The following is a 17,457-nucleotide window of genomic DNA, read 5'->3' on the forward strand; positions in this document are numbered from 1 at the left end:
ACGCTGACGAGCACGAGGACCTCCGTCCAGGTGTGGGTGGACAGGGCCGACATCTGGCGAGGACTGGACAACCGGCAGTTCGCGGATGGCTGGGGCGCCACCGACTCCCGGGCCATCGCGAATGCCGCGACCCTTCTCAGGCGTTATGCGGACACTCTGCGCGCGAACGCTGAAGCGCAGGACGACGCGAGTGCTGCCGAGGGCGCCATGACCGGCGGCTCGGGGCTGTTCTCTGGAATGGTTGATGTAACCGCTGAGTCGGGCTTCCCGATGCGTGAGATGGCAGAGGAGATGGAGCGGCGGTTAATAGGAATCGATGATGTTCTCAAGTGGACGGGCCAGTTGCTCGATAGCACCTATGGGACTCCATTCTTCGAGAAGTTCGGCGGGGCCCTGGCCGGTTTCACAGGGACCTGGAGGGTGCTCGACGACCTGCAGCACAACGACGGAGAGAGGTTTTTCGAGCATTCGTCGTCGACCGCTGTCGCGATAGTGGGGGGAATGGCCGGTGGCGTGAAGGGGGCTGCGGTGGGTGCCGCTCTGGGGAGCGTGGTTTTGCCCGGCCCGGGGACTGCGATCGGGGCGGTCGTCTGTGGAACCGTTGGCGCGGTGATCGGCTCCGGGGTCGGGGGCCTGGTCGGGGGCGGACTGGGGACGATGATGGATCATGCGCTGCGCGGGGAGGCAGCCGGACTAATGGCTGAACAATCCTCAGTTGCTACCTCGTCGCCTATTCAATTGCCATTTGAGTTCTAGAGGGTCCTAATGTTTAGAGGCATCACTCCACCCGTTCTGGCAGAAGATGATCGCCTGGTACATCCGGCTTTACTTGGTCTGGAGGCGGAAGTGCCAGAGGGGTGGGCTGTTCTTAAGCCGCCGAAGTCGATCCACGCCGCCATGTGGCTGATCGGGCCCGACGCACAGTCTGAGGGCCAGCGGTTTCGAGCGAATCTCCTGGTCCAGTCCGTTCCGACGCTTGACGACGATGCCACGATCCGTGCCGCGGATGCATTTGTCGAGCACGTCGAAAGTGGACCGACCGTTCGGGTAAAAAGAGCTCGGTGCGCCGTCAGCGACCGCGGCGGAGCAAGAATTGAGCACCTTGCGGTTCGATGGGGTGGCCAGGATCTGACGGTCATCCAAAACTGCTTCTTGGTGTTAATTCGCTCGGGGGACCCCACATTGGTAATAGTCACGGCATCGGCCGAGGGAGGCGACCAGTCGTCGGTCCGCGGACTCAAGGGATTGTGCGAATCGGTCGTCGGTGAGCTGGTGCACCAACTTGCGCCAGGCGGAACGCCGGGGCTGGAGTTGAGATAAGACTGGATCATCAACTTGCTGCTCGATTGTCGTACGAATGCACGATCCACGCTATGAAGCCAGACGGTGGCCTTCTGTCTCTGGAAGACTGCCGAAGACCGAGCTGCTCTTCGCGGAACCTGAAGTGGCTCGATGACAGGAGGAGGGCCGGGATGGCCGCTAGAGACGTCGAAATCATGCCTGGGGAGACCGCGATCAAGTGGGTTGAGTTTCATCCGCGCCTAGTGTTCAAACACCTCGACCAGAGTATTGTCGTCACGGACAAGCGCGTGGTGGTGCGAGTGCCGAGGACGGTGTTCTCCGTTTTTATTCTCGGCTACTTCGAACGCTCCGTCACCTGGGACAACGTTGATACCGTCGTCTCTGGCCGTGGGGTCGACTCCAAGCGATTGGTAGTCGGGTCGATCATTCTCTTGTTTGCGCTGATGTTCTTCTTCTCTGGTTGGGGCGTTTTTCTCTATGCGTCTACTGGGCTTGGCATGATCCAGGCACTCCTCACGCTGGTGATCCTTCTGATAGGGCTCCTCGTCATCCTGTCCGCCTTCGGCAGGGTGGTCGGAGTCATCTCCTCGTCCGGCCAGTCGCTCCTGGTCGAAGTTGGTGGGACCGAGGTGATCGAGATGGAGGACCTGGCTGCCCTGTTGAAGGTCGTCAGCGCACAACGGACCGAGCCGACGGTCGCTCCCGCATCCGGTAACGGAACCGGGGGCGGTCGATGAATGGCAGAGACCGCGGGCGGGATCGTGTCAGCCCTAGCGACATCGGCTGCGACTGCCGCGCCAACGCCCGCCGTCACCAGCGCGACGAGCGCCGGCCCGCCGCCGTGCCAACAAGGGGGAGTGGCTGAGCCGAAGCCGGTCTACCCGGTTTCGATCTTGCGGATCGGGTCGCTGGATGTCCCCATGGTGTTGCAGTAGAGCTTCGCTGACTGGAGCGTCAGTGTGACCTCGAAGCCTGCAGGATTCGAGTTCCCCTGCTCGCTCAAGTAGGTGTCGATGACGTCACGTTGTTCGTCGGCGGTCATCGCCAGGTAATCGCCGCAGGGGGTGTCACCGCCCTGATTGCTGTCGAGGGCTCCGCAGCCGGCGAGTGGAACAAGTACGAGCGCGAATGTCGATGCGAGCGCGCCTATCCGGGTTGTGTGGGACATCGATTCGGTCTCCTCGGTCAGGGTTGTCGCGGGGGGCGTTGGATCGTCATGTCGGGATCGTCGTGGTCCGGGAACTCGTGGATCGGCTCGGCTGGGGGTTGCGGGCTGCGATCTGGAGTCTCTTCGGAGCCGGCGGCGTTCCGGGCGCCGTAGGACCCGAACCCGTAGAGGGTCGAGGGGCCGTCGGCGCTGGCTGGTTCGAACCCGCGATCCGGGCCCAGCGGAACGCGTGATGGGCGTGCCATCGGGCCGCTGGAGGGCGGATTCGGCGCGCCGGGTGAACTCGGAGGCGCGGCACCGGGCTGTCCGGTGTTCCTGGGGCCCTGTTCGGGAGCCCACCCTGCGCCCGACTCCCATCCCGGGGCGGCGGGCCACCCCTCCGAGCCGCCATCACCCGGTGGAGGGGGTGGGGTGAATGGAGTGGGTGCCGGGCCGATATCGCGCGCGAAGCCCTGTTTCTGCGGTCCGCCGCCGGGTTGCGTGAAGCCAGAACCGAGAACCCCGCCGCCGGCGAGCCGTCGGAGTTCGGTGACGGCCCGGGAACTCGCGTTCTTCGGATCGTCGAGCACGTCGGTGTCCGTGATCGCCAGAATGACGTGCACCGGGATCAGCGCCAGCGCCAGGATGCCGGGGAGCCACGAGTCCGAAACCGCGAAACCAATGACCGCCAGCACCAGGATGACGAACGCACCTCCGGCCGCCACGATCGATCGGGCCGCGAGGTCGTCGGGACGGTAGGCCTGGGGGGAAGTGCTCATGAGACGTCCTTCTGGCTCAACACGTGTATTCGATCGGCCGGACGATGGACGCATATCTGCCGTAGTTGAAGACCCCGGACAGTGCGCCCAGCCGCTCTCCCGCCTCCCGGACGTCGCCGTCCGAGTGCCGCCGTGCGACGGAGCCGAGGGCCGAGATCTCGGTCGCGTCGGTGGAGAGAGAGTCCCAGGATCGTTCCGCGGCACGGTAGGCGGAACACAGCTCGGCGTCGCTGGAACTGTTGGTGACGGCTGTCCCGCCGGAGGTGAGAAGGGTGATCACGGCCCCGCCGACCACCAGGACGGCAGCCGCCGCCACGACTGAGAAGTGACGGAAGAGCAACCGTTGGAGGTCCGGTAAGTCCGCAGCTCGCCCGGCATCTGACGAAGGTTCTAGCTGGGAGGGCTCGGCAAGTGGGCGATTGGGAGGCTCGTCGTTCCACTGTCCCCAGCCGCCTCCGGGGGCACTCACGCCGCGACTTCCGGGCGACGCACCTGCATGCCGGGATCGAGGTGTCGGAGCTCGCCCAAGACCGTCTCGACCATGTCGCGGTGGGAGTCGACATCGTCGGCGGCATCGCTCGGCCACCGATGGAACCGAAGCTCTCCACTCGCGCCGAACGGCTCAGCCCGATAGGTCACCTCGATGTCGTAGTGGTTGGGCAGGATCGAGTTCGTGATACCGAACTTGGCGCGGCCCTGTTCCTTGAGGAGGTAGTACGGCGCGAATTGCGGAGGCACCGTGTCCGGTACGCCGGGGAGGTTCTCCACGGCCTGCCGCACTCGCTCGACAGGTGCGCGTAACCGGAACTGGTGGGGAATGGACAACTCCCGCGCGACCTTGTTGTAGCTCGACTTGTCGATCATCTTCTCCACTGGGGAGAAAGCTGCATTGACCACCGCGTCTGAGGCAGATCCGACGAGGTGACTGATCAACATATACCCACCTACAAAGGCGATGACGAGACCTATTCCGATTAGTCCATCCATGGCCGGTTCCTTCTTGTCAGTTGGCGGACAGTTCTGCGTGCACCATGTGTTGCCGAACCTCGGGGCCCGCTTCGCGGTAGTCGTCGCCATGACGGATCCAGCGGAAGCGAGGAAAGGGGACGGTTGCCTGTCGTTCGGACTTGTCGATCACGGAGTGTGCCAACTGGCCGACGTACTCTTTCTCCGTCTCCCCGGAACCGAGGCGACGCCCCGGGTCGACCAGGTCCAGACGTAGGTACTGTCGTGCGGCCCGGCGCAGGACGTCCTGGGTCAGCTGTCGCACATCGGTGACCTTCGAGAATCGCAGGACGAGGCAGACGGTGACCGGAGAGCGGTCCACGATCATCCCGGTGAGGATCAGCATCGGAGTCGAGAGAGCCTTGCCGAGGTCCCATTCGATGGTCGAACAGCACACGAGCCGGAACTGGGTGATGAGTCGCCGGTCCGGGGGCGCATCGGCACCAGGTCGGCCCAGTACGAGAATCCGGGAATCGGTGATCGCAATCAGCGGGTCCCGGATGAGCGGGGAATCGTTGATCGCGCTGTCACCTGCGGACATCGCGAACCATTTGGCGTCTCTTGCGCTGAACGGACCGGCCGGAACTCCGTCATCGGGGAAGAACACGGGGTCGAGGCGCGGGTCCAGGTGCGGCCAGAAATCGTCGGTTGACGGATTGTCGCTCGGGTGGCCCGGCACGACCAGCGGCTCGTCCATTTTCTGGCTCCTTGCCGACTGCGGCTTGTTCTGTACTGAACAGCCCACACCGCTTAGAGCCCGGGTGCCGGATGAACGCCTGTTCTTCATACGTTCACATGACACCCGGCGGGGTGACGGACGTCACCGTCCGGCCGGGATTCGGATGGGCCCGCCCCGAGTTCTAGTAGATATGACAACTTCTTTTGAGGCTCAGGCCTCCCTCCAGCTGGACTCCGCCGCTCAAGACCTGCTCTTCCGTCAGGCCCGTTCTGCCAACGCGTTTACCGACGAGCCCGTGACCGACGAGCAACTCCGCGCGATCTACGACCTGGTCAAGTGGGCGCCGACGTCGATGAACAACCAGCCGCTGAGGATCGTCGTGCTGCGCTCCGAGGAGGCCAAGGCCCGCCTGCTTCCGCACCTCGCCGAGGGGAACCGGGCCAAGACCGCCTCCGCCCCCGCCGTCGCGCTGCTCGCCGCTGACGTGGACTTCCACGACGAGTTGCCCCGGCTCTTCCCCCACTTCCCCGGGGCCCGTGACCTGTTCTCCGACGAGGCCGCGCGGGCCGGCGCGGCCGAGCTCAACGCGAGCCTGCAGGTGGGGTACACCATCTTGGGCATCCGCGCCGCGGGTCTCGCCGCCGGCCCCATGACCGGGTTCGACGCCGAGGGGATCGCCGCGGAGTTCTTCCCCGACGGGCGCCACCGCGTCCTCGTGGCGATCAACATCGGCACGCCGGCGGAGAACGCCTGGTTCGACCGGCTGCCGCGACTCGACTACGACGAGGTCGTCACGAGCCTCTGAGGGGGGTCGTCACCCGCAGCTGGAGCGTGCCGGGCAGCCCGCGCGTCATAGGCACAGCCCGCGCGTCACAGGCAGCCGACGAGTCGTAGCGCGAACTGGTCGCCGTAGCCCAGGATCGTAGGAGGGTGCGGGCCCGGTCGTTCCGCCATGACCTCGGGCCCGTGCGCCACGGCGTGGTCGACGCCCACGGCGTGCATGAGTTCGTGAAGCGTCAGGCTGCGGGTCCAGGCGTCCCCGGGGACGGGGCTGATCTGATCCGGCCGCAGGGTCACCGAGCCCCGGAGTACCAACCCTCGCGGCCACACTGTGACGCCGCCCAGCCCCGCGATCTCGGGGTCGGTGTGGAACATGGGGTGGTCGCGGTACGTCACGGAGATGGGGCCGTCGCCTTCGCGCTCTCCCTCGGCACCGGGCCCCGCGTACCTGAGGGGGAGGCCGCTGGCGAAGGCAAGCGTCTCGACCGCCCACGCGAGGTCGGACTCGCTGCCCGGGGGCGCGTCGTAGGAGCGCACGGGGATCTCGTGTTCGCACGGCCAATGTGCGAGGTACCCGTCCTCGGTGGCCTCGACCGCGTAGTCGCCCCCCGCGATCAGCCCGGCAGGGGGCTGGATGTCCGCGGCGCGGCGAGGCGACCACTCGCCCCGGTGCGGGACGGCCGTGCCCGGGACCGTGGAGTTGGCGGCATCCGCGTGGGTCGGCCTGAACAGGCCGCCGTCCCCGCCTGACACGCGGGCTGCGCCGGTACGACGATCGCCAGCAGGTAGGCGGAGAAGCTGACGGCGGGATGAACAGATCGCTGACTGTTCACGGAGCGGGGTGGGGTGAGGGGGTCAACGGGGGCCTGTCCTGGGTCGATGCGAGGGGAGGGGCCCTCGCGGTACCCGTAAGAACATACTCACGTCGTGGCGGCGTTCACACCGGAATCAGCGACTTGAGCGGAATAGACTCAACTGTTCGGCAGTTGTACGGACTGTCCGGTCCCGCTGTGGGCCGGGATTGATCCGAGTACGCTCAAGAACACGTCGAAGAAAGGACCGGTCGATGAGCCAGTTCAACCCCACGACCAAGACCCAGGCGGCTCTGTCGGCCGCCGTCCAATCCGCTTCCGCGGCAGGGAACCCGGATGTCCGTCCGGGCCACCTCCTCGTGGCACTGCTCGAGCAGCAGGACGGGATCGCCACGCCCCTGCTCCAGGCCTGTGGCGTGGACCCGCAGCTTGCGCTTACGCAGGCCAAGGCCCTCACCGCGAGTTACCCCAGTGCGTCCGGCTCGGGGCTGGCCGCCCCCAACTTCAACCGCGACGCCCTCGCCGTCATCAGTTTCTCCCAGAACCTCGCCACCGAGATGGGCGACGACTACGTCTCCACCGAGCACGTCCTGGTCGGCATCGCGGCGGGCCACACCGGGGGCGACGCCGCCAAACTCCTCAACGAGCTCGGAGCCACCGAGGACGCGCTGAAGAAGGCCTTCACCGCCGTCCGCGGCAACACCCGCGTGACCACCGAGAATCCCGAGGACCAGTACCAGGCGCTGGAGAAGTACTCCACGGATCTCACGGCCCGGGCGCGGGACGGCAAGATCGACCCGGTCATCGGCCGCGACTCGGAAATCCGGCGCGTGGTCCAGGTGCTGAGCCGCCGCACCAAGAACAACCCGGTGCTCATCGGCGAGCCCGGCGTGGGCAAGACCGCCATCGTCGAGGGACTGGCCCGACGCATCGTGGACGGTGACGTCCCCGAGTCGCTGCGGGGCAAGACCCTGCTCTCCCTGGATCTGGGCTCGATGGTCGCGGGCGCCAAGTACCGCGGCGAGTTCGAGGAGCGGCTCAAGGCCGTGCTCGACGAGATCACCGCCTCCGAGGGCCAGATCATCACCTTCATCGACGAGATCCACACCATCGTCGGCGCCGGCGCGACCGGTGAGGGGTCGATGGACGCCGGCAACATGATCAAGCCGATGCTCGCCCGCGGTGAGCTCCGGCTGGTCGGTGCCACCACGCTCGACGAGTACCGCAAGTACATCGAGAAGGACGCCGCGCTGGAGCGCCGCTTCCAGCAGGTCTACGTGGGGGAGCCGAGCGTCGAGGACACCGTCGGCATCCTGCGCGGGCTCAAGGAGCGCTACGAGGTGCACCACGGCGTGCGCATCACCGACTCCGCGTTGGTCTCCGCGGCCACGCTCTCGGATCGCTACATCACCCAGCGGTTCCTGCCGGACAAGGCGATCGACCTGGTCGACGAGGCCGCGAGCCGGCTCAAGATGGAGATCGACTCCCGACCGGAGGAGATCGACGCCGCCGAGCGGATCGTGCGCCGGCTCGAGATCGAGGAGGTGGCGCTGCAGAAGGAGACCGACGCGGCGTCCAAGGACCGTCTGGTCGCGCTCCAGTCCGAGCTCGCCGACTCCAAGGAGAAGCTCGCCGAGCTGACCGCGCGGTGGCAGAACGAGAAGACGGCCATCCAGGGCGTGCAGAAGGTCAAGGAGGAACTCGACGCACTGCGCACGGAGTCGGAGAAGGCCGAGCGCGACGGCGACTACGCGCGCGTCGCCGAGATCCGTTACGGCCGGCTTCCCGAGCTGGAGAAGCAGCTCGCCGAGGCCGAGGAGAGCGAGGCCGCCTCGAACGCCATGCTCAAGGAGGAGGTCGGGCCCGAGGACGTGGCCGAGGTCGTCTCCGCCTGGACCGGGATCCCCGTGGGCAAGATGCTCCAGGGGGAGACCGAGAAGCTCCTGCGCATGGAGGACGAGATCGCGCGCCGGGTCGTCGGCCAGGGCGATGCGGTCCGGGCGGTGTCCGACGCGGTCCGACGGGCGCGCGCCGGGGTCGCCGACCCCAACCGGCCCACCGGCTCGTTCCTCTTCCTCGGTCCCACGGGCGTGGGTAAGACGGAGTTGGCCAAGGCGCTCGCGGAGTTCCTGTTCGACGACGAGCGGGCCATGGTCCGGATCGACATGAGCGAGTACTCCGAGAAGCACAGTGTCTCGCGGCTCGTCGGTGCCCCTCCGGGGTACGTCGGCTACGAGGCGGGCGGGCAGCTCACCGAGGCCGTGCGGCGGCGTCCGTACACGATCGTGCTGCTCGACGAGGTCGAGAAGGCGCACCCGGACGTGTTCGACATCCTCCTGCAGGTGCTCGACGACGGTCGTCTCACCGACGGCCAGGGCCGGACCGTGGACTTCCGCAACACCATCCTCGTGCTCACCTCCAATCTGGGCGCGGGTGGCTCGCGGGAGCAGATGATGGACGCGGTCAAACGCGCGTTCAAGCCGGAGTTCATCAACCGGCTGGACGACGTCGTGGTCTTTGACCCGCTCAGCGAGGAGCAGCTCGAGTCGATCGTCGACATCCAGATCGACGAACTCGCGCGGCGCCTCAAGGGACGGCGCCTGACCCTCGAGGTCGACGACGCGGCCAAGGGCTGGCTGGCCCGGCGGGGCTACGATCCCGCCTACGGCGCCCGCCCGCTGCGCCGGCTGGTGCAGCAGGCGATCGGCGACAAGCTCGCCCGGGCGCTGCTCGCCGGCGACATCCGCGACGGCGACGCCGTGCGGGTCTCCCTCGCCGAGGACGGGGAGTCGCTCACGCTGGGCTGAGGCGTCGAACGACGGTCCCGACCACCTGATGGTGGTCGGGACCGTGTCGTTGTGCGTGGCGGGCGACCGCAGATCCCGGAGTGACGCGACCCCGCGACGGTGCCCGTGAGGCGGGGAGTGCCTACTTCCTCGCGTCGACGACGAAGGGGAGTCCGGCCGCGAGGATCGCGGCGTCTGCGGTGACGAATCGCAGCCCCTCGACGCGAGCCTGCGCGACGAGCATGTGGTCGAACGGATCTCGGTGGGGCAGTGCTGAAGGGTCGACGGCGGCCACATGGGCTGATGAGACCGGCAGTTCGAGCACTCCGGCTGCGAACACGGACTCGGTGAATTCGGTCGGCACGCTGATTTTTCCGTTGAGGTGCTTGATGCGTAGTTCCCAGAGGGAGGCCGCCGAGCACAGCACTGCGGGTGCGGAGGCGATCGCCTCACGTGCGGAGGGGCCGAGACGCGGATTGTCGTCCATGAGCCAGACCACCACGTGGCTGTCGAGGAGCATCCCGGTCACTGCCCGTCGAACAACGCGATGACGTCCTCGTCCGGGCCCATCAGGTCTGCGTCGACGTAGGCGATCTGCCCCTTGAGCGCGCCCCATACGATGTCCGCCCGCCGGTGGGGGACCAGATCCGCGACCGGGCGCCCGGCACGCGCGATCGTGATGGTCTCACCCGCCTCGATGCGTTCCAACAGCTTGGACAGGTGCGTCTTCGCCTCGTGGATATTCACCGTCGTCATGAGCTGGATTTTATGGACTAAGTCGGACTAAGTCCATAAGTGTCCGGTGTGCTCGTCTTGACGTCGGGTATCCGCCCCGACCCGCCCGGTGTGGACGATCAGCCCCCGATGAGGGGATCCGCTGGGTCGTCGACGCGTCTACCATGGACCCGTGACCAGAGCCACCGCACCCGCATCCGACACCCAGGTCAGTCCCCTTCTCGTGACGGCACGCGAGTTGATCAGCGACGTGGCGAGTCTTCCCACCCCCGTGATCCTCGATGTGCGCTGGCGACTCGGCGACGCCCGCGGCCGTGAGCACTACTTCTCCGGCCACATCCCCGGCGCGCAGTACGTGGACCTGCCCACCGAGCTCTCGGGCCAACGCAACGTCCGGGAGGGCCGTCATCCGCTGCCCTCGCCGGAGGACTTCGAGGACGCCCTGCGCCGTGCCGGCGTGAACAACGACAGTCGCGTGGTGATCTACGACGATTCGGGGAACACCTCCGCGGCGCGCGCCTGGTGGCTGATGCGCTGGGCGGGTAAGAAGGACGTCTACCTGCTCGACGGTGGGCTCAAGGCGTGGATCGCCGAGGGTGAGGATCTGGCAGTGGGCCCGGGCAATCCGGTGGAGCGGGGCGATTTCACGTTCAGGCTCGATCACATGCGCACCGCCGATATCGACGAGACGCAGGCCAGTCCCGACCAAGGTGTCCTGATCGACGTCCGCGCGGCCGAACGCTACGCGGGCCACACGGAACCGATGGATTCCCGGGCCGGTCACATCCCGGGCGCCGTCAACCTGCCCACCGCCTCGTTCCTGGACGACACCGGCCGATTCCTCCCCGCCGAGCGTCTGCGTCAGATGTTCGCCGACGTGGGGGTGACCAGTGGAAAGGAAACGGTCGTGTACTGCGGGTCCGGCATCCACGCCTGCCACGCGCTCGCGGCGATGGAGGTGGCCGGCCTGGAGGCGGGGCGCCTGTTCCCGGGGTCGTGGTCGCAGTGGTCGGCGGACCGTCGCAGGCCGATCGCCCTGGGCGAGGACCCCCGCTGATACGTCCCGCCGACCCGTCTCGCTGACTCGCCTCCGGCTGGGCCCGGGTGCGGCCAGGTGCCGCAGCGCCGCAGCGCCTGGCGGGCAACCCCACCAGCGCTGACTACCCTCTGTGGACATGGTCGTGTTCTGGTTCCTCCTGGCCCTCGTGCTGCTCGCTGCGGCACTCCTCCTCCTGCGTCTGGACGCCAGGCAACGCCGCGGCGCCGCGGCGGGAGAGACGACGACGGCGACCGTCGCCGAGTCGGCGGAGGACACGAGCAGCCTTTCCGACGACGACTTGGTCCCGCCCGTCACCCCGCCGGCGGGTGATCACAGCGACTCCGACGAGGGGCATCCGGACGGCTCCGGGGCTCCGCGACTCGCCCCGTTCCAGCGGGCGGTCGGTCCGGCCGACGCGTTGCCCGATGATCCCGCCACCGAGTCGCTCACCGATTCTGACGCCGAGCCCGCCACGCACTCCGCGCCCCGGCTGCTCGATCGGGTCCGGGGCCTGCTCCCGGCGCGCAGGCGGACCGCGCGCCCGTCCGAGCAGCCCGCGGCGCCCGCCGTCGATCCGCTCGCCGACTCGCCGGTGGTGCGGTGGCTGGAGGACCGCGAGTTCGAGCCGACCCCCACCCCGGCGCCCGAGTTCCTGCACGGCGATTTCGCTGGTGGTCTCAGCGCCCTGGGGACGGTGTCCCACGGCATGTTCCGCGGGCGGCGGGCGATCATGGGCGTCACCGGGGGCCGGACGATCCTCGCACTGCGCCGCGACACGGCCTCGGACGTGGTGTTGGACCTCAGCCGCCCCGACGTCGACGCTGAACCCGGCTTCCACGATGCCGGCCAGGTGGCGACGCTCGAGGCGCGGTGCTCCGACTACGGCAGGCTCACTCTGATCGATCGCGACCGACTGGCCGGTGCTGTCAGCGACATCCCCGCCGAGGTGCGCCGGATCTGGGCCGAAGGGGAGTGGGTTGCGGCGACGGTCGACGGCGTCGACGACCCGTCCGGTTGGGACGACGTCGTCATGGCTCTGCACGCGGCGGCCGACGTCGTGGCCCCGCTTCCCCCCATCGGTGGACGGGCCCGTGCCCTTCCCCTCGAGATCGATCCCGGTTCGCCCGGCTCCGCCGACGGCCCGGAGGCGGACCCCACGGTGGGAATGGACGGCGAGGTCGGGACCGCCACCCACGGGGCGACGACGCCGGAAGCATTGCCGGCAAAATCGTCTGCTGAGGCGTCGGATCCGGCCGACGCAGGCGGCGTCGCGCACCACGGTCCGGTGGAGGTGGCCGCGCAGACCACCGACCCCGACGCACGGGACGAGGCGCCCGAACCCTTGCAGCCCGAACCCCGGCGGGCCGGGCATCTGAGGTTGGTCCCCGAACGCAAGGGTGCGCGCGATCTCGCGGACGTGCCCGTGGTGGCCGACCGCGGCGACACGTCCTCGGAGGACGCGGCAGCCGAGGCCGGTTACAAGGCCGACGACGACACGAACGACGCCCCGGATAACGACGACGCCGACAACGCCGATGACGCGGCAGCCCCGGAGCCCGCCGTGGCGGAGGAACCGGATCCCTTCGCCGAGATCATGGAACCCTCCGGGCCGGTTCCGGCTCGCGGGGACGTGGCCGCGGACCATCTTCCCGAGCGACCGCCGCTGTCCCGCCCGACCCGCGGTGTCGGCCAGGCCTATCCCGAGGACGCCTCGGTCCCTCCACTGGCCGCGGGCGTGACCACGGGGGGATCTGGGATCAAGCCGCTGGGGTCCCAGGACGACGAGGACGAGATCCGTACCGAGGTCGAGCGTTTCGACGCGGCCCGCATCGACGGCGGGTCCGACCTCGACTCGGGAACGGGAGGACGCCACGCCCATCCCGCTGACGATCAGACCCCTGTCTGGCTGCGGCCCGAGGTGACGCCCGCGCCTGCCCGGGCCGGCAGCGGCAAGCACCGGCGCGCGGAACCGGAGGACGAGCAGGGCGCGTCCGGCAGCGGCGACGCGAGGGGCACCGGCCGGGAGCGGCCGGGCGTGGACCCGGATGTCGAACAGACCACGCGAATCCAGTTGCCCCCGGACATCCGGGACTGACCTACCGCACCGAGAGGACCCGACCGCGCTGTCTGCGCGGACGGGTCCTCTCGGTTGTGCGGGGTGTATCAGCTGGCCGAGCTCAGCAGACCGGTGACGTTCGGGCTCGACAGCGGTGCGACGTCGTACCCGACCGAGCCGGACAGGGCCGAGGTGAGCGAGCCGCCGATGGCCGAGTCGATCGGGTTGATGACGGAACCGGGGTCCAGCGAACCCGTGCCGCCTCCCCCTGCGCCCGGGTTGGTCCCGGTGACGATGATGGGCGATGAGGTGGCGGTCGCGCCGACCCAGGTGTCGCCGAGCGCGTCGGAATTGTTCAACACAGCCGTGTAGCGGTACACCTGGGTGTCGGCCGCGCGCGCGATGTCATCCGGGAAGGAGATGGTGGTCCCGGTCGCCGGCCTCTCGACCTCTCCGATTTCGACACCGTCGCGGAGGATCTGGACCATTGTGCCCGCGGGGAAGTCGTTCGCGGGACGCTGGAACGAGGTGACCACGTTGACCGCGAGTGACTCGTCGTCGAGGGCGCCGGGCTGAGCCTGGACATTCAGGTTGGTGTTCCATTCGAACGGAACCCACGGGGCGTTGGTGATCACCGTGTTGGTGAGTGCGGCAGCATTGGCGCTCACGGCACACTCCACCTGGGTACCGGCGTTAGCGGTGCCTCGCGTGTACTGGAACTGCGTTGACTGCGCGTTCGTCGGCGAGGCGGCCCCTGCGCCCGGGAGGCCGAAGTTGATGACCTCGCTGGGAGTGTTCGGCGCACGCATGCTGAAGGTAACCCCGGGCAGCTGGAACGAGGTGTTGCTGGTCTTTGCCAGCCCCGAGTTCGTGGTCGTGCCGTTGCTCGTGCCGTATCGGGCAGAGGTGCCGCCCCAGATGCGGAGGACATCGGTGCCCGCGGCATTGGTCTGAGTGGTCGGGTCGACCGTCACGAGCGCGGCGGTGTGAACCGCCCCAGGTTTCCCGCCGCTCCCTATGTGGGTTGCAGCTCTCGGTTGAGAGCGGCGTAGTAGCTCTGCTCGAACTCGATGGGCGGGACGTAGTCCAGGCTCGAGTGGAGCCGTTCATTGTTGTACCACTCGACCCACGCGGCGGTGGCGTACTCGACGTCGGAGATCGTCTTGTACGGCCCGTCGTGGAAGATCAACGAGCGGATGCACTCGGCCTTGTAGAGGCCGTTGATCGTCTCCATGAGCGCATTGTCGTACGCGTCCCCGACGCTGCCGATCGACGGGTCGATACCCTCTAACGCGAGGCGTTCAGTGAACGCTACAGATGTATATTGACTGCCCGCGTCCGAGTGGCTGACCAGCGACTTGGGTTCGATCGGGTGTCCCTCGCGATCGCGTTGCCACAGCGCCATCCGCAGTGGAGTCATGACCAGGTCCGTGGCCATGGTGGTGGCCGCGTTCCACGCCACGATGCGCTGGGCGAACACGTCGACGATGAACGCCACGTAGGTGAAGCCGGCCCAAGTCCGGACGTAGACATCTCATGCCGGTCAGTTGTCAAGCGGCGGCCTGAAGTGAAGGCATGGGCCAGGCGGTGTGGTCGTCCCAGAGTTGTCCGGTTTGCAGGCACCACCACAGGCGTCCGAGGAGCTTGTTCGCGAGGTTGCGCAGTGCCGCGTTGTGTCTATCGCCGAGTGCTCGACGGTGGTCGTAGTAGGCGCGGGCGCCCGGGGAGGAGGTCAGGGAGGCAAAGGCCCACCAGTGGCACGCGTCGGCCAGTCGCTTGTTCCGTATCCGTCGGGCTTTGACGTAGTGGGAGCGGCCGGAGGCTCGGGTCACCGGGGCGGTGCCGGCGAACGCTCGAAGTCCACGGGCTGTGGTGAAGCGGCTGGGATCGTCGCCGATCTCGGCAAGGATTCGAGCACCGAGGATAACGCCGATTCCGGGGACGGATTCGATGATCGGCGCCGTCGGGTGATTGTGGAACTCGATGCGCATCTGCTCCTCGAGACTGGTAATCGCGAGGTGCATCTGTTGGCATATGGCCACGAGTCCGGCCACGGTGATGCCGAGGCTGCGCTCCACGTCCTGCGGCTGACACAGCGATGGATGCCGCAGCGACGCCACGATGTGTTCGACCAGGTCAGGGTCGTTTCGGCGGCCCGCCCGCTTGAGCGCGGCGGACACTCGGGATGGCGTGAGGCGGCGCCCCTGAGTTGGAGTTGGAGCTGCGGCCAGGACGGCCAACGCGGCGCGATGGGTCAGTTTCGGAAACGCCCGCAGCGCCTGGGGGTAGAACTCGAGCAACACAGAACGGAGCCTGTTCAGGGTGTCGTGCAAGGCCCAGAGAGCTTCCTGGTGCTGGCGGGCCAGCACCCGAAGAGACTGGTTCTGGTGACTCAGCGACGGCATCGGTCGGTGCTGGTGGCGATCGGTCCGAAGAATGTCGGCGAGGACCATCGCGTCTTTAGCATCGGACTTGCCTCCGGCTTGTCCGAATCGCTCGCGGTATCTGGCCACAGCTCGAGGATTGAGCGCGTAGACAGTGAACCCGGCTTCCTTCAACGCGGTGACCAGCAGGTTTTTGTCGGTTTCGATCCCGATGCTCGTCTCGTCGGGGTGGCCACCGTGCTCGGCGATGGCGGTCAACAGTTCGGTGAAGCCAGCGGCATCTGCAGAAAACCTCAGTCGACGCTCGACGCTCCCGCTGGCGGACATGATCGCGGCATCGTGGTGGTCCTCGGCCCAGTCGATACCGACAGTAATAGTCATGATGGTGACCCTTCCTCATGGAGTACTTCCGGTGGCGAGCACGCAGGGCGGGCGAACAACCTAATGGAGAGCGCTCAGTGGGCGCGGCATCTCATAAGTCCTGTTCCGTCCTGCCGATCGACGGGGCCACCGTCTATGTTGGAAGCCTCTCGCGGACTGGTTGAAACTGACGAGTGGGCACCCGAAGGCAGCTCCTCTCAAGCATCCGCCCGGGCCGGTAAAATCTCAGTAGAACCCGTTGACCGGCTTGCCGCCGTCTCCGACGGCGACCACCCCATTAGGTGAAGTCGGCGACCCAGAGCCGGTCGGGCCGATCCGAGGTGAAGTTGCGATCGACAAGGTCCGGCGCCCGAACACCGTCCGGATCCGAGGAGGTGGTGTACACCTTCTTGGACCGGAGTACGCCTGATAGCCCGAGTGTTCGCATCACACGGTCCACTGCTCCTGGGCTGGCTGTGGTCAGACCGGCCCGGTGCACCTCGGCAAGCATCTTGCGGCGCCCGTACAGGCCGGCTGGTTGCATCTTCCGGCGCCCCTGCCCATCGGGCTGCCACACGAGCTTGCGAACGGTGTCCTCGACCTCGGCGTCGCTGACGGTCCTGGCCGCCACCACGCGCTGCGGCGAAGTCCACTCGCGGTAGGTCCGTGCGGCGATCTGCAGGCCTGCTCTGCGCAATCCTCTGCAGATCGACTCGACCGCATGACCTTCCGACCGGAGTTGGTCGATGAACTCGCAGATCACCGGTTGCGGGGGTCGAGCTCCCCGATGCTCCTATGTCAAGTCTTCGTTAAGCGGCCGTCTGGAGCGCAGCGATTGGAGATTGCGGTGCTGCAGGTGGAGGAGGTGACGTGGCGTCGAGCACGACCCGTGTTTCGTCTGCCCGCATCGCTGCGAACACCCGATCGGATATGCGGCGGCGGAGCAGGCGCAACGCCTCGGTTCGGGTCTTGCCGGAGGCGATGAGCTTGTCGAAGTAGGCGGTACCTTCTGCGCCGAGTCGCAGCTGGGTCACCGCGGCCATGTGCAGCGCGGTATTGATGCGCCTGTTGCCGCCCCGGGACAGCCTGACGCGGACCTTGTTGCCCGACCAGACAGGAATTGGGGCGGTGCCGTTGAAACGGGCGAAGGCGTCTTTGGACTTGAACCGCCTGACCCCGGCGGTCTCCCCGATAATTGTGGCCGCGCCGAGAACCCCGAGGCCCGGGACCTCGAGAAGACTTGGGTGATCCGCACGCACCAGCTTGGTCAGGCGGCTCTCGATCTCATTGATCCTCCGAGTGAGCGACCGAATGTCCTCCAGGAGATCCCGGGCAATCTCGGCCACCGCCCCGGTGTGTTCGTAGAGTCGTGCGATTAGCTCATCCAGCAGGTGGTAGCGACGCAGTGCCCGGGACGGTATCTGCAGGTCAGGATCAATCTCGTGCAGGAACCAGCGGACCTTGGATTGCATAGCAGTACGTCGAGCGACCAGGCTACGACGATGGTCGGACAACAGCTTGATCTCCCGCGCCGGGCCGGGCAGCTCGGCCGTCGGTAGGTCATCTTCGCGCAGAGCAACGCGTGCAACGGCT

Annotated in this window: 17 protein-coding genes and 3 pseudogenes; 7 read left to right on the plus strand and 13 right to left on the minus strand. The window is 67.3% G+C overall.

Annotation, left to right across the window (positions count from 1 at the left end):
- Nucleotides 1-756 (plus strand): annotated as a pseudogene (locus tag CEY15_RS16800) (hypothetical protein); the annotation flags it as partial.
- A gap of 617 nt (nucleotides 757-1,373) precedes the next feature.
- Nucleotides 1,374-2,039, plus strand: a complete 666-nt coding sequence (locus CEY15_RS16805; RefSeq protein WP_141244295.1) for a hypothetical protein — start codon at nucleotides 1,374-1,376, stop codon at nucleotides 2,037-2,039.
- Between the two features lie 140 nt (nucleotides 2,040-2,179).
- Here the strand turns inward: CEY15_RS16805 and CEY15_RS16810 are convergent, their stop codons facing one another.
- The 5 genes from CEY15_RS16810 to CEY15_RS16830 all read right to left on the minus strand — a co-directional run bounded on the left by CEY15_RS16810 (nucleotide 2,180) and on the right by CEY15_RS16830 (nucleotide 4,930).
- On the minus strand, nucleotides 2,180-2,470 hold the full coding sequence (locus tag CEY15_RS16810) for a hypothetical protein (RefSeq protein WP_095719390.1): 291 nt from the start codon (nucleotides 2,468-2,470) through the stop codon (nucleotides 2,180-2,182).
- Between the two features lie 17 nt (nucleotides 2,471-2,487).
- Nucleotides 2,488-3,228: a hypothetical protein gene (locus CEY15_RS16815; protein ID WP_095719391.1), complete on the minus strand. Its 741-nt coding sequence runs from the start codon at nucleotides 3,226-3,228 to the stop codon at nucleotides 2,488-2,490.
- A gap of 16 nt (nucleotides 3,229-3,244) precedes the next feature.
- Nucleotides 3,245-3,544, minus strand: a complete 300-nt coding sequence (locus tag CEY15_RS16820) for a hypothetical protein (RefSeq protein ID WP_095719392.1) — start codon at nucleotides 3,542-3,544, stop codon at nucleotides 3,245-3,247.
- A gap of 149 nt (nucleotides 3,545-3,693) precedes the next feature.
- Nucleotides 3,694-4,164, minus strand: coding sequence for a hypothetical protein (locus CEY15_RS16825; RefSeq protein WP_141244296.1), 471 nt, complete (start codon nucleotides 4,162-4,164; stop codon nucleotides 3,694-3,696).
- Nucleotides 4,165-4,231: 67 nt separating this feature from the next.
- Complete coding sequence (locus tag CEY15_RS16830; RefSeq protein WP_095719394.1) at nucleotides 4,232-4,930, minus strand: hypothetical protein; 699 nt, start codon at nucleotides 4,928-4,930, stop codon at nucleotides 4,232-4,234.
- Nucleotides 4,931-5,102: 172 nt separating this feature from the next.
- On the opposite strand from CEY15_RS16830, the gene CEY15_RS16835 reads away from it, so the two are divergent.
- Nucleotides 5,103-5,717 (plus strand): malonic semialdehyde reductase, encoded by a 615-nt coding sequence (locus CEY15_RS16835; RefSeq protein WP_095719395.1) that lies wholly within the window; start codon nucleotides 5,103-5,105, stop codon nucleotides 5,715-5,717.
- A gap of 65 nt (nucleotides 5,718-5,782) precedes the next feature.
- On the opposite strand, the gene CEY15_RS16840 is transcribed toward CEY15_RS16835, so the two are convergent.
- Entirely contained in the window at nucleotides 5,783-6,445 is a 663-nt protein-coding gene (locus CEY15_RS16840) for a hypothetical protein (RefSeq protein ID WP_095719396.1), read from the minus strand.
- Nucleotides 6,446-6,758: 313 nt separating this feature from the next.
- Between CEY15_RS16840 and clpB the strand changes: the two genes are divergently transcribed.
- Nucleotides 6,759-9,311, plus strand: a complete 2,553-nt coding sequence (gene clpB, locus CEY15_RS16845) for an ATP-dependent chaperone ClpB (RefSeq protein ID WP_095719397.1) — start codon at nucleotides 6,759-6,761, stop codon at nucleotides 9,309-9,311.
- 121 nt (nucleotides 9,312-9,432) lie between these two features.
- Here clpB and CEY15_RS16850 read toward each other — a convergent pair whose 3' ends face one another.
- Both CEY15_RS16850 and CEY15_RS16855 read right to left on the minus strand, forming a co-directional pair.
- Nucleotides 9,433-9,810 carry a type II toxin-antitoxin system VapC family toxin gene (locus CEY15_RS16850; protein ID WP_245847701.1) on the minus strand — a complete coding sequence of 126 codons (378 nt, stop codon included), beginning with the start codon at nucleotides 9,808-9,810 and terminating at the stop codon, nucleotides 9,433-9,435.
- Nucleotides 9,811-9,815: 5 nt separating this feature from the next.
- Nucleotides 9,816-10,046, minus strand: a complete 231-nt coding sequence (locus CEY15_RS16855) for a type II toxin-antitoxin system Phd/YefM family antitoxin (RefSeq protein ID WP_095719399.1) — start codon at nucleotides 10,044-10,046, stop codon at nucleotides 9,816-9,818.
- A gap of 151 nt (nucleotides 10,047-10,197) precedes the next feature.
- Here CEY15_RS16855 and CEY15_RS16860 point away from each other — a divergent pair, with 151 nt between their 5' ends.
- Nucleotides 10,198-11,082: a sulfurtransferase gene (locus CEY15_RS16860; protein ID WP_428844205.1), complete on the plus strand. Its 885-nt coding sequence runs from the start codon at nucleotides 10,198-10,200 to the stop codon at nucleotides 11,080-11,082.
- A 118-nt stretch (nucleotides 11,083-11,200) separates the two neighbouring features.
- Nucleotides 11,201-13,159 (plus strand): hypothetical protein, encoded by a 1,959-nt coding sequence (locus tag CEY15_RS16865; protein ID WP_245847702.1) that lies wholly within the window; start codon nucleotides 11,201-11,203, stop codon nucleotides 13,157-13,159.
- A gap of 68 nt (nucleotides 13,160-13,227) precedes the next feature.
- On the opposite strand, the gene CEY15_RS18245 is transcribed toward CEY15_RS16865, so the two are convergent.
- Nucleotides 13,228-13,788: a hypothetical protein gene (locus tag CEY15_RS18245; RefSeq protein ID WP_141244297.1), complete on the minus strand. Its 561-nt coding sequence runs from the start codon at nucleotides 13,786-13,788 to the stop codon at nucleotides 13,228-13,230.
- Between the two features lie 139 nt (nucleotides 13,789-13,927).
- Here CEY15_RS18245 and CEY15_RS18555 point away from each other — a divergent pair, with 139 nt between their 5' ends.
- On the plus strand, nucleotides 13,928-14,074 hold the full coding sequence (locus CEY15_RS18555) for a hypothetical protein (RefSeq protein WP_176475168.1): 147 nt from the start codon (nucleotides 13,928-13,930) through the stop codon (nucleotides 14,072-14,074).
- A gap of 61 nt (nucleotides 14,075-14,135) precedes the next feature.
- Here the strand turns inward: CEY15_RS18555 and CEY15_RS16875 are convergent.
- The 4 genes and pseudogenes from CEY15_RS16875 to CEY15_RS16890 all read right to left on the minus strand — a co-directional run.
- Nucleotides 14,136-14,648, minus strand: a pseudogene (locus tag CEY15_RS16875) (IS3 family transposase); the annotation flags it as partial.
- A gap of 22 nt (nucleotides 14,649-14,670) precedes the next feature.
- A complete protein-coding gene (locus CEY15_RS16880; RefSeq protein WP_095719402.1) occupies nucleotides 14,671-15,885 on the minus strand; it encodes an IS110 family transposase in 1,215 nt (404 codons plus the stop codon).
- A gap of 280 nt (nucleotides 15,886-16,165) precedes the next feature.
- Nucleotides 16,166-16,648 (minus strand): annotated as a pseudogene (locus CEY15_RS16885) (IS3-like element ISPfr13 family transposase); the annotation flags it as partial.
- 25 nt (nucleotides 16,649-16,673) lie between these two features.
- Nucleotides 16,674-17,457 (minus strand): transposase (locus CEY15_RS16890; RefSeq protein WP_095719404.1); only part of this gene is annotated, 784 nt, incomplete at its 5' end.

The sequence above is a fragment of the Dietzia natronolimnaea genome (assembly GCF_002289575.1).
Classification (GTDB): Bacteria; Actinomycetota; Actinomycetes; order Mycobacteriales; family Mycobacteriaceae; genus Dietzia; species Dietzia natronolimnaea_A.

Bases quoted from the DNA above. Each gene is read 5' to 3' on its own strand.
- CEY15_RS16805 (WP_141244295.1), top strand. From the start codon at position 1,374: ATGAAGCCAGACGGTGGCCTTCTGTCTCTGGAAGACTGCCGAAGACCG.
- CEY15_RS16810 (WP_095719390.1), bottom strand. From the start codon at position 2,470: ATGTCCCACACAACCCGGATAGGCGCGCTCGCATCGACATTCGCGCTC.
- CEY15_RS16815 (WP_095719391.1), bottom strand. From the start codon at position 3,228: ATGAGCACTTCCCCCCAGGCCTACCGTCCCGACGACCTCGCGGCCCGA.
- CEY15_RS16825 (WP_141244296.1), bottom strand. From the start codon at position 4,164: ATGTTGATCAGTCACCTCGTCGGATCTGCCTCAGACGCGGTGGTCAAT.
- CEY15_RS16830 (WP_095719394.1), bottom strand. From the start codon at position 4,930: ATGGACGAGCCGCTGGTCGTGCCGGGCCACCCGAGCGACAATCCGTCA.
- CEY15_RS16835 (WP_095719395.1), top strand. From the start codon at position 5,103: ATGACAACTTCTTTTGAGGCTCAGGCCTCCCTCCAGCTGGACTCCGCC.
- clpB (WP_095719397.1), top strand. From the start codon at position 6,759: ATGAGCCAGTTCAACCCCACGACCAAGACCCAGGCGGCTCTGTCGGCC.
- CEY15_RS16850 (WP_245847701.1), bottom strand. From the start codon at position 9,810: ATGCTCCTCGACAGCCACGTGGTGGTCTGGCTCATGGACGACAATCCG.
- CEY15_RS16855 (WP_095719399.1), bottom strand. From the start codon at position 10,046: ATGACGACGGTGAATATCCACGAGGCGAAGACGCACCTGTCCAAGCTG.
- CEY15_RS16865 (WP_245847702.1), top strand. From the start codon at position 11,201: ATGGTCGTGTTCTGGTTCCTCCTGGCCCTCGTGCTGCTCGCTGCGGCA.
- CEY15_RS18555 (WP_176475168.1), top strand. From the start codon at position 13,928: ATGCTGAAGGTAACCCCGGGCAGCTGGAACGAGGTGTTGCTGGTCTTT.
- CEY15_RS16880 (WP_095719402.1), bottom strand. From the start codon at position 15,885: ATGACTATTACTGTCGGTATCGACTGGGCCGAGGACCACCACGATGCC.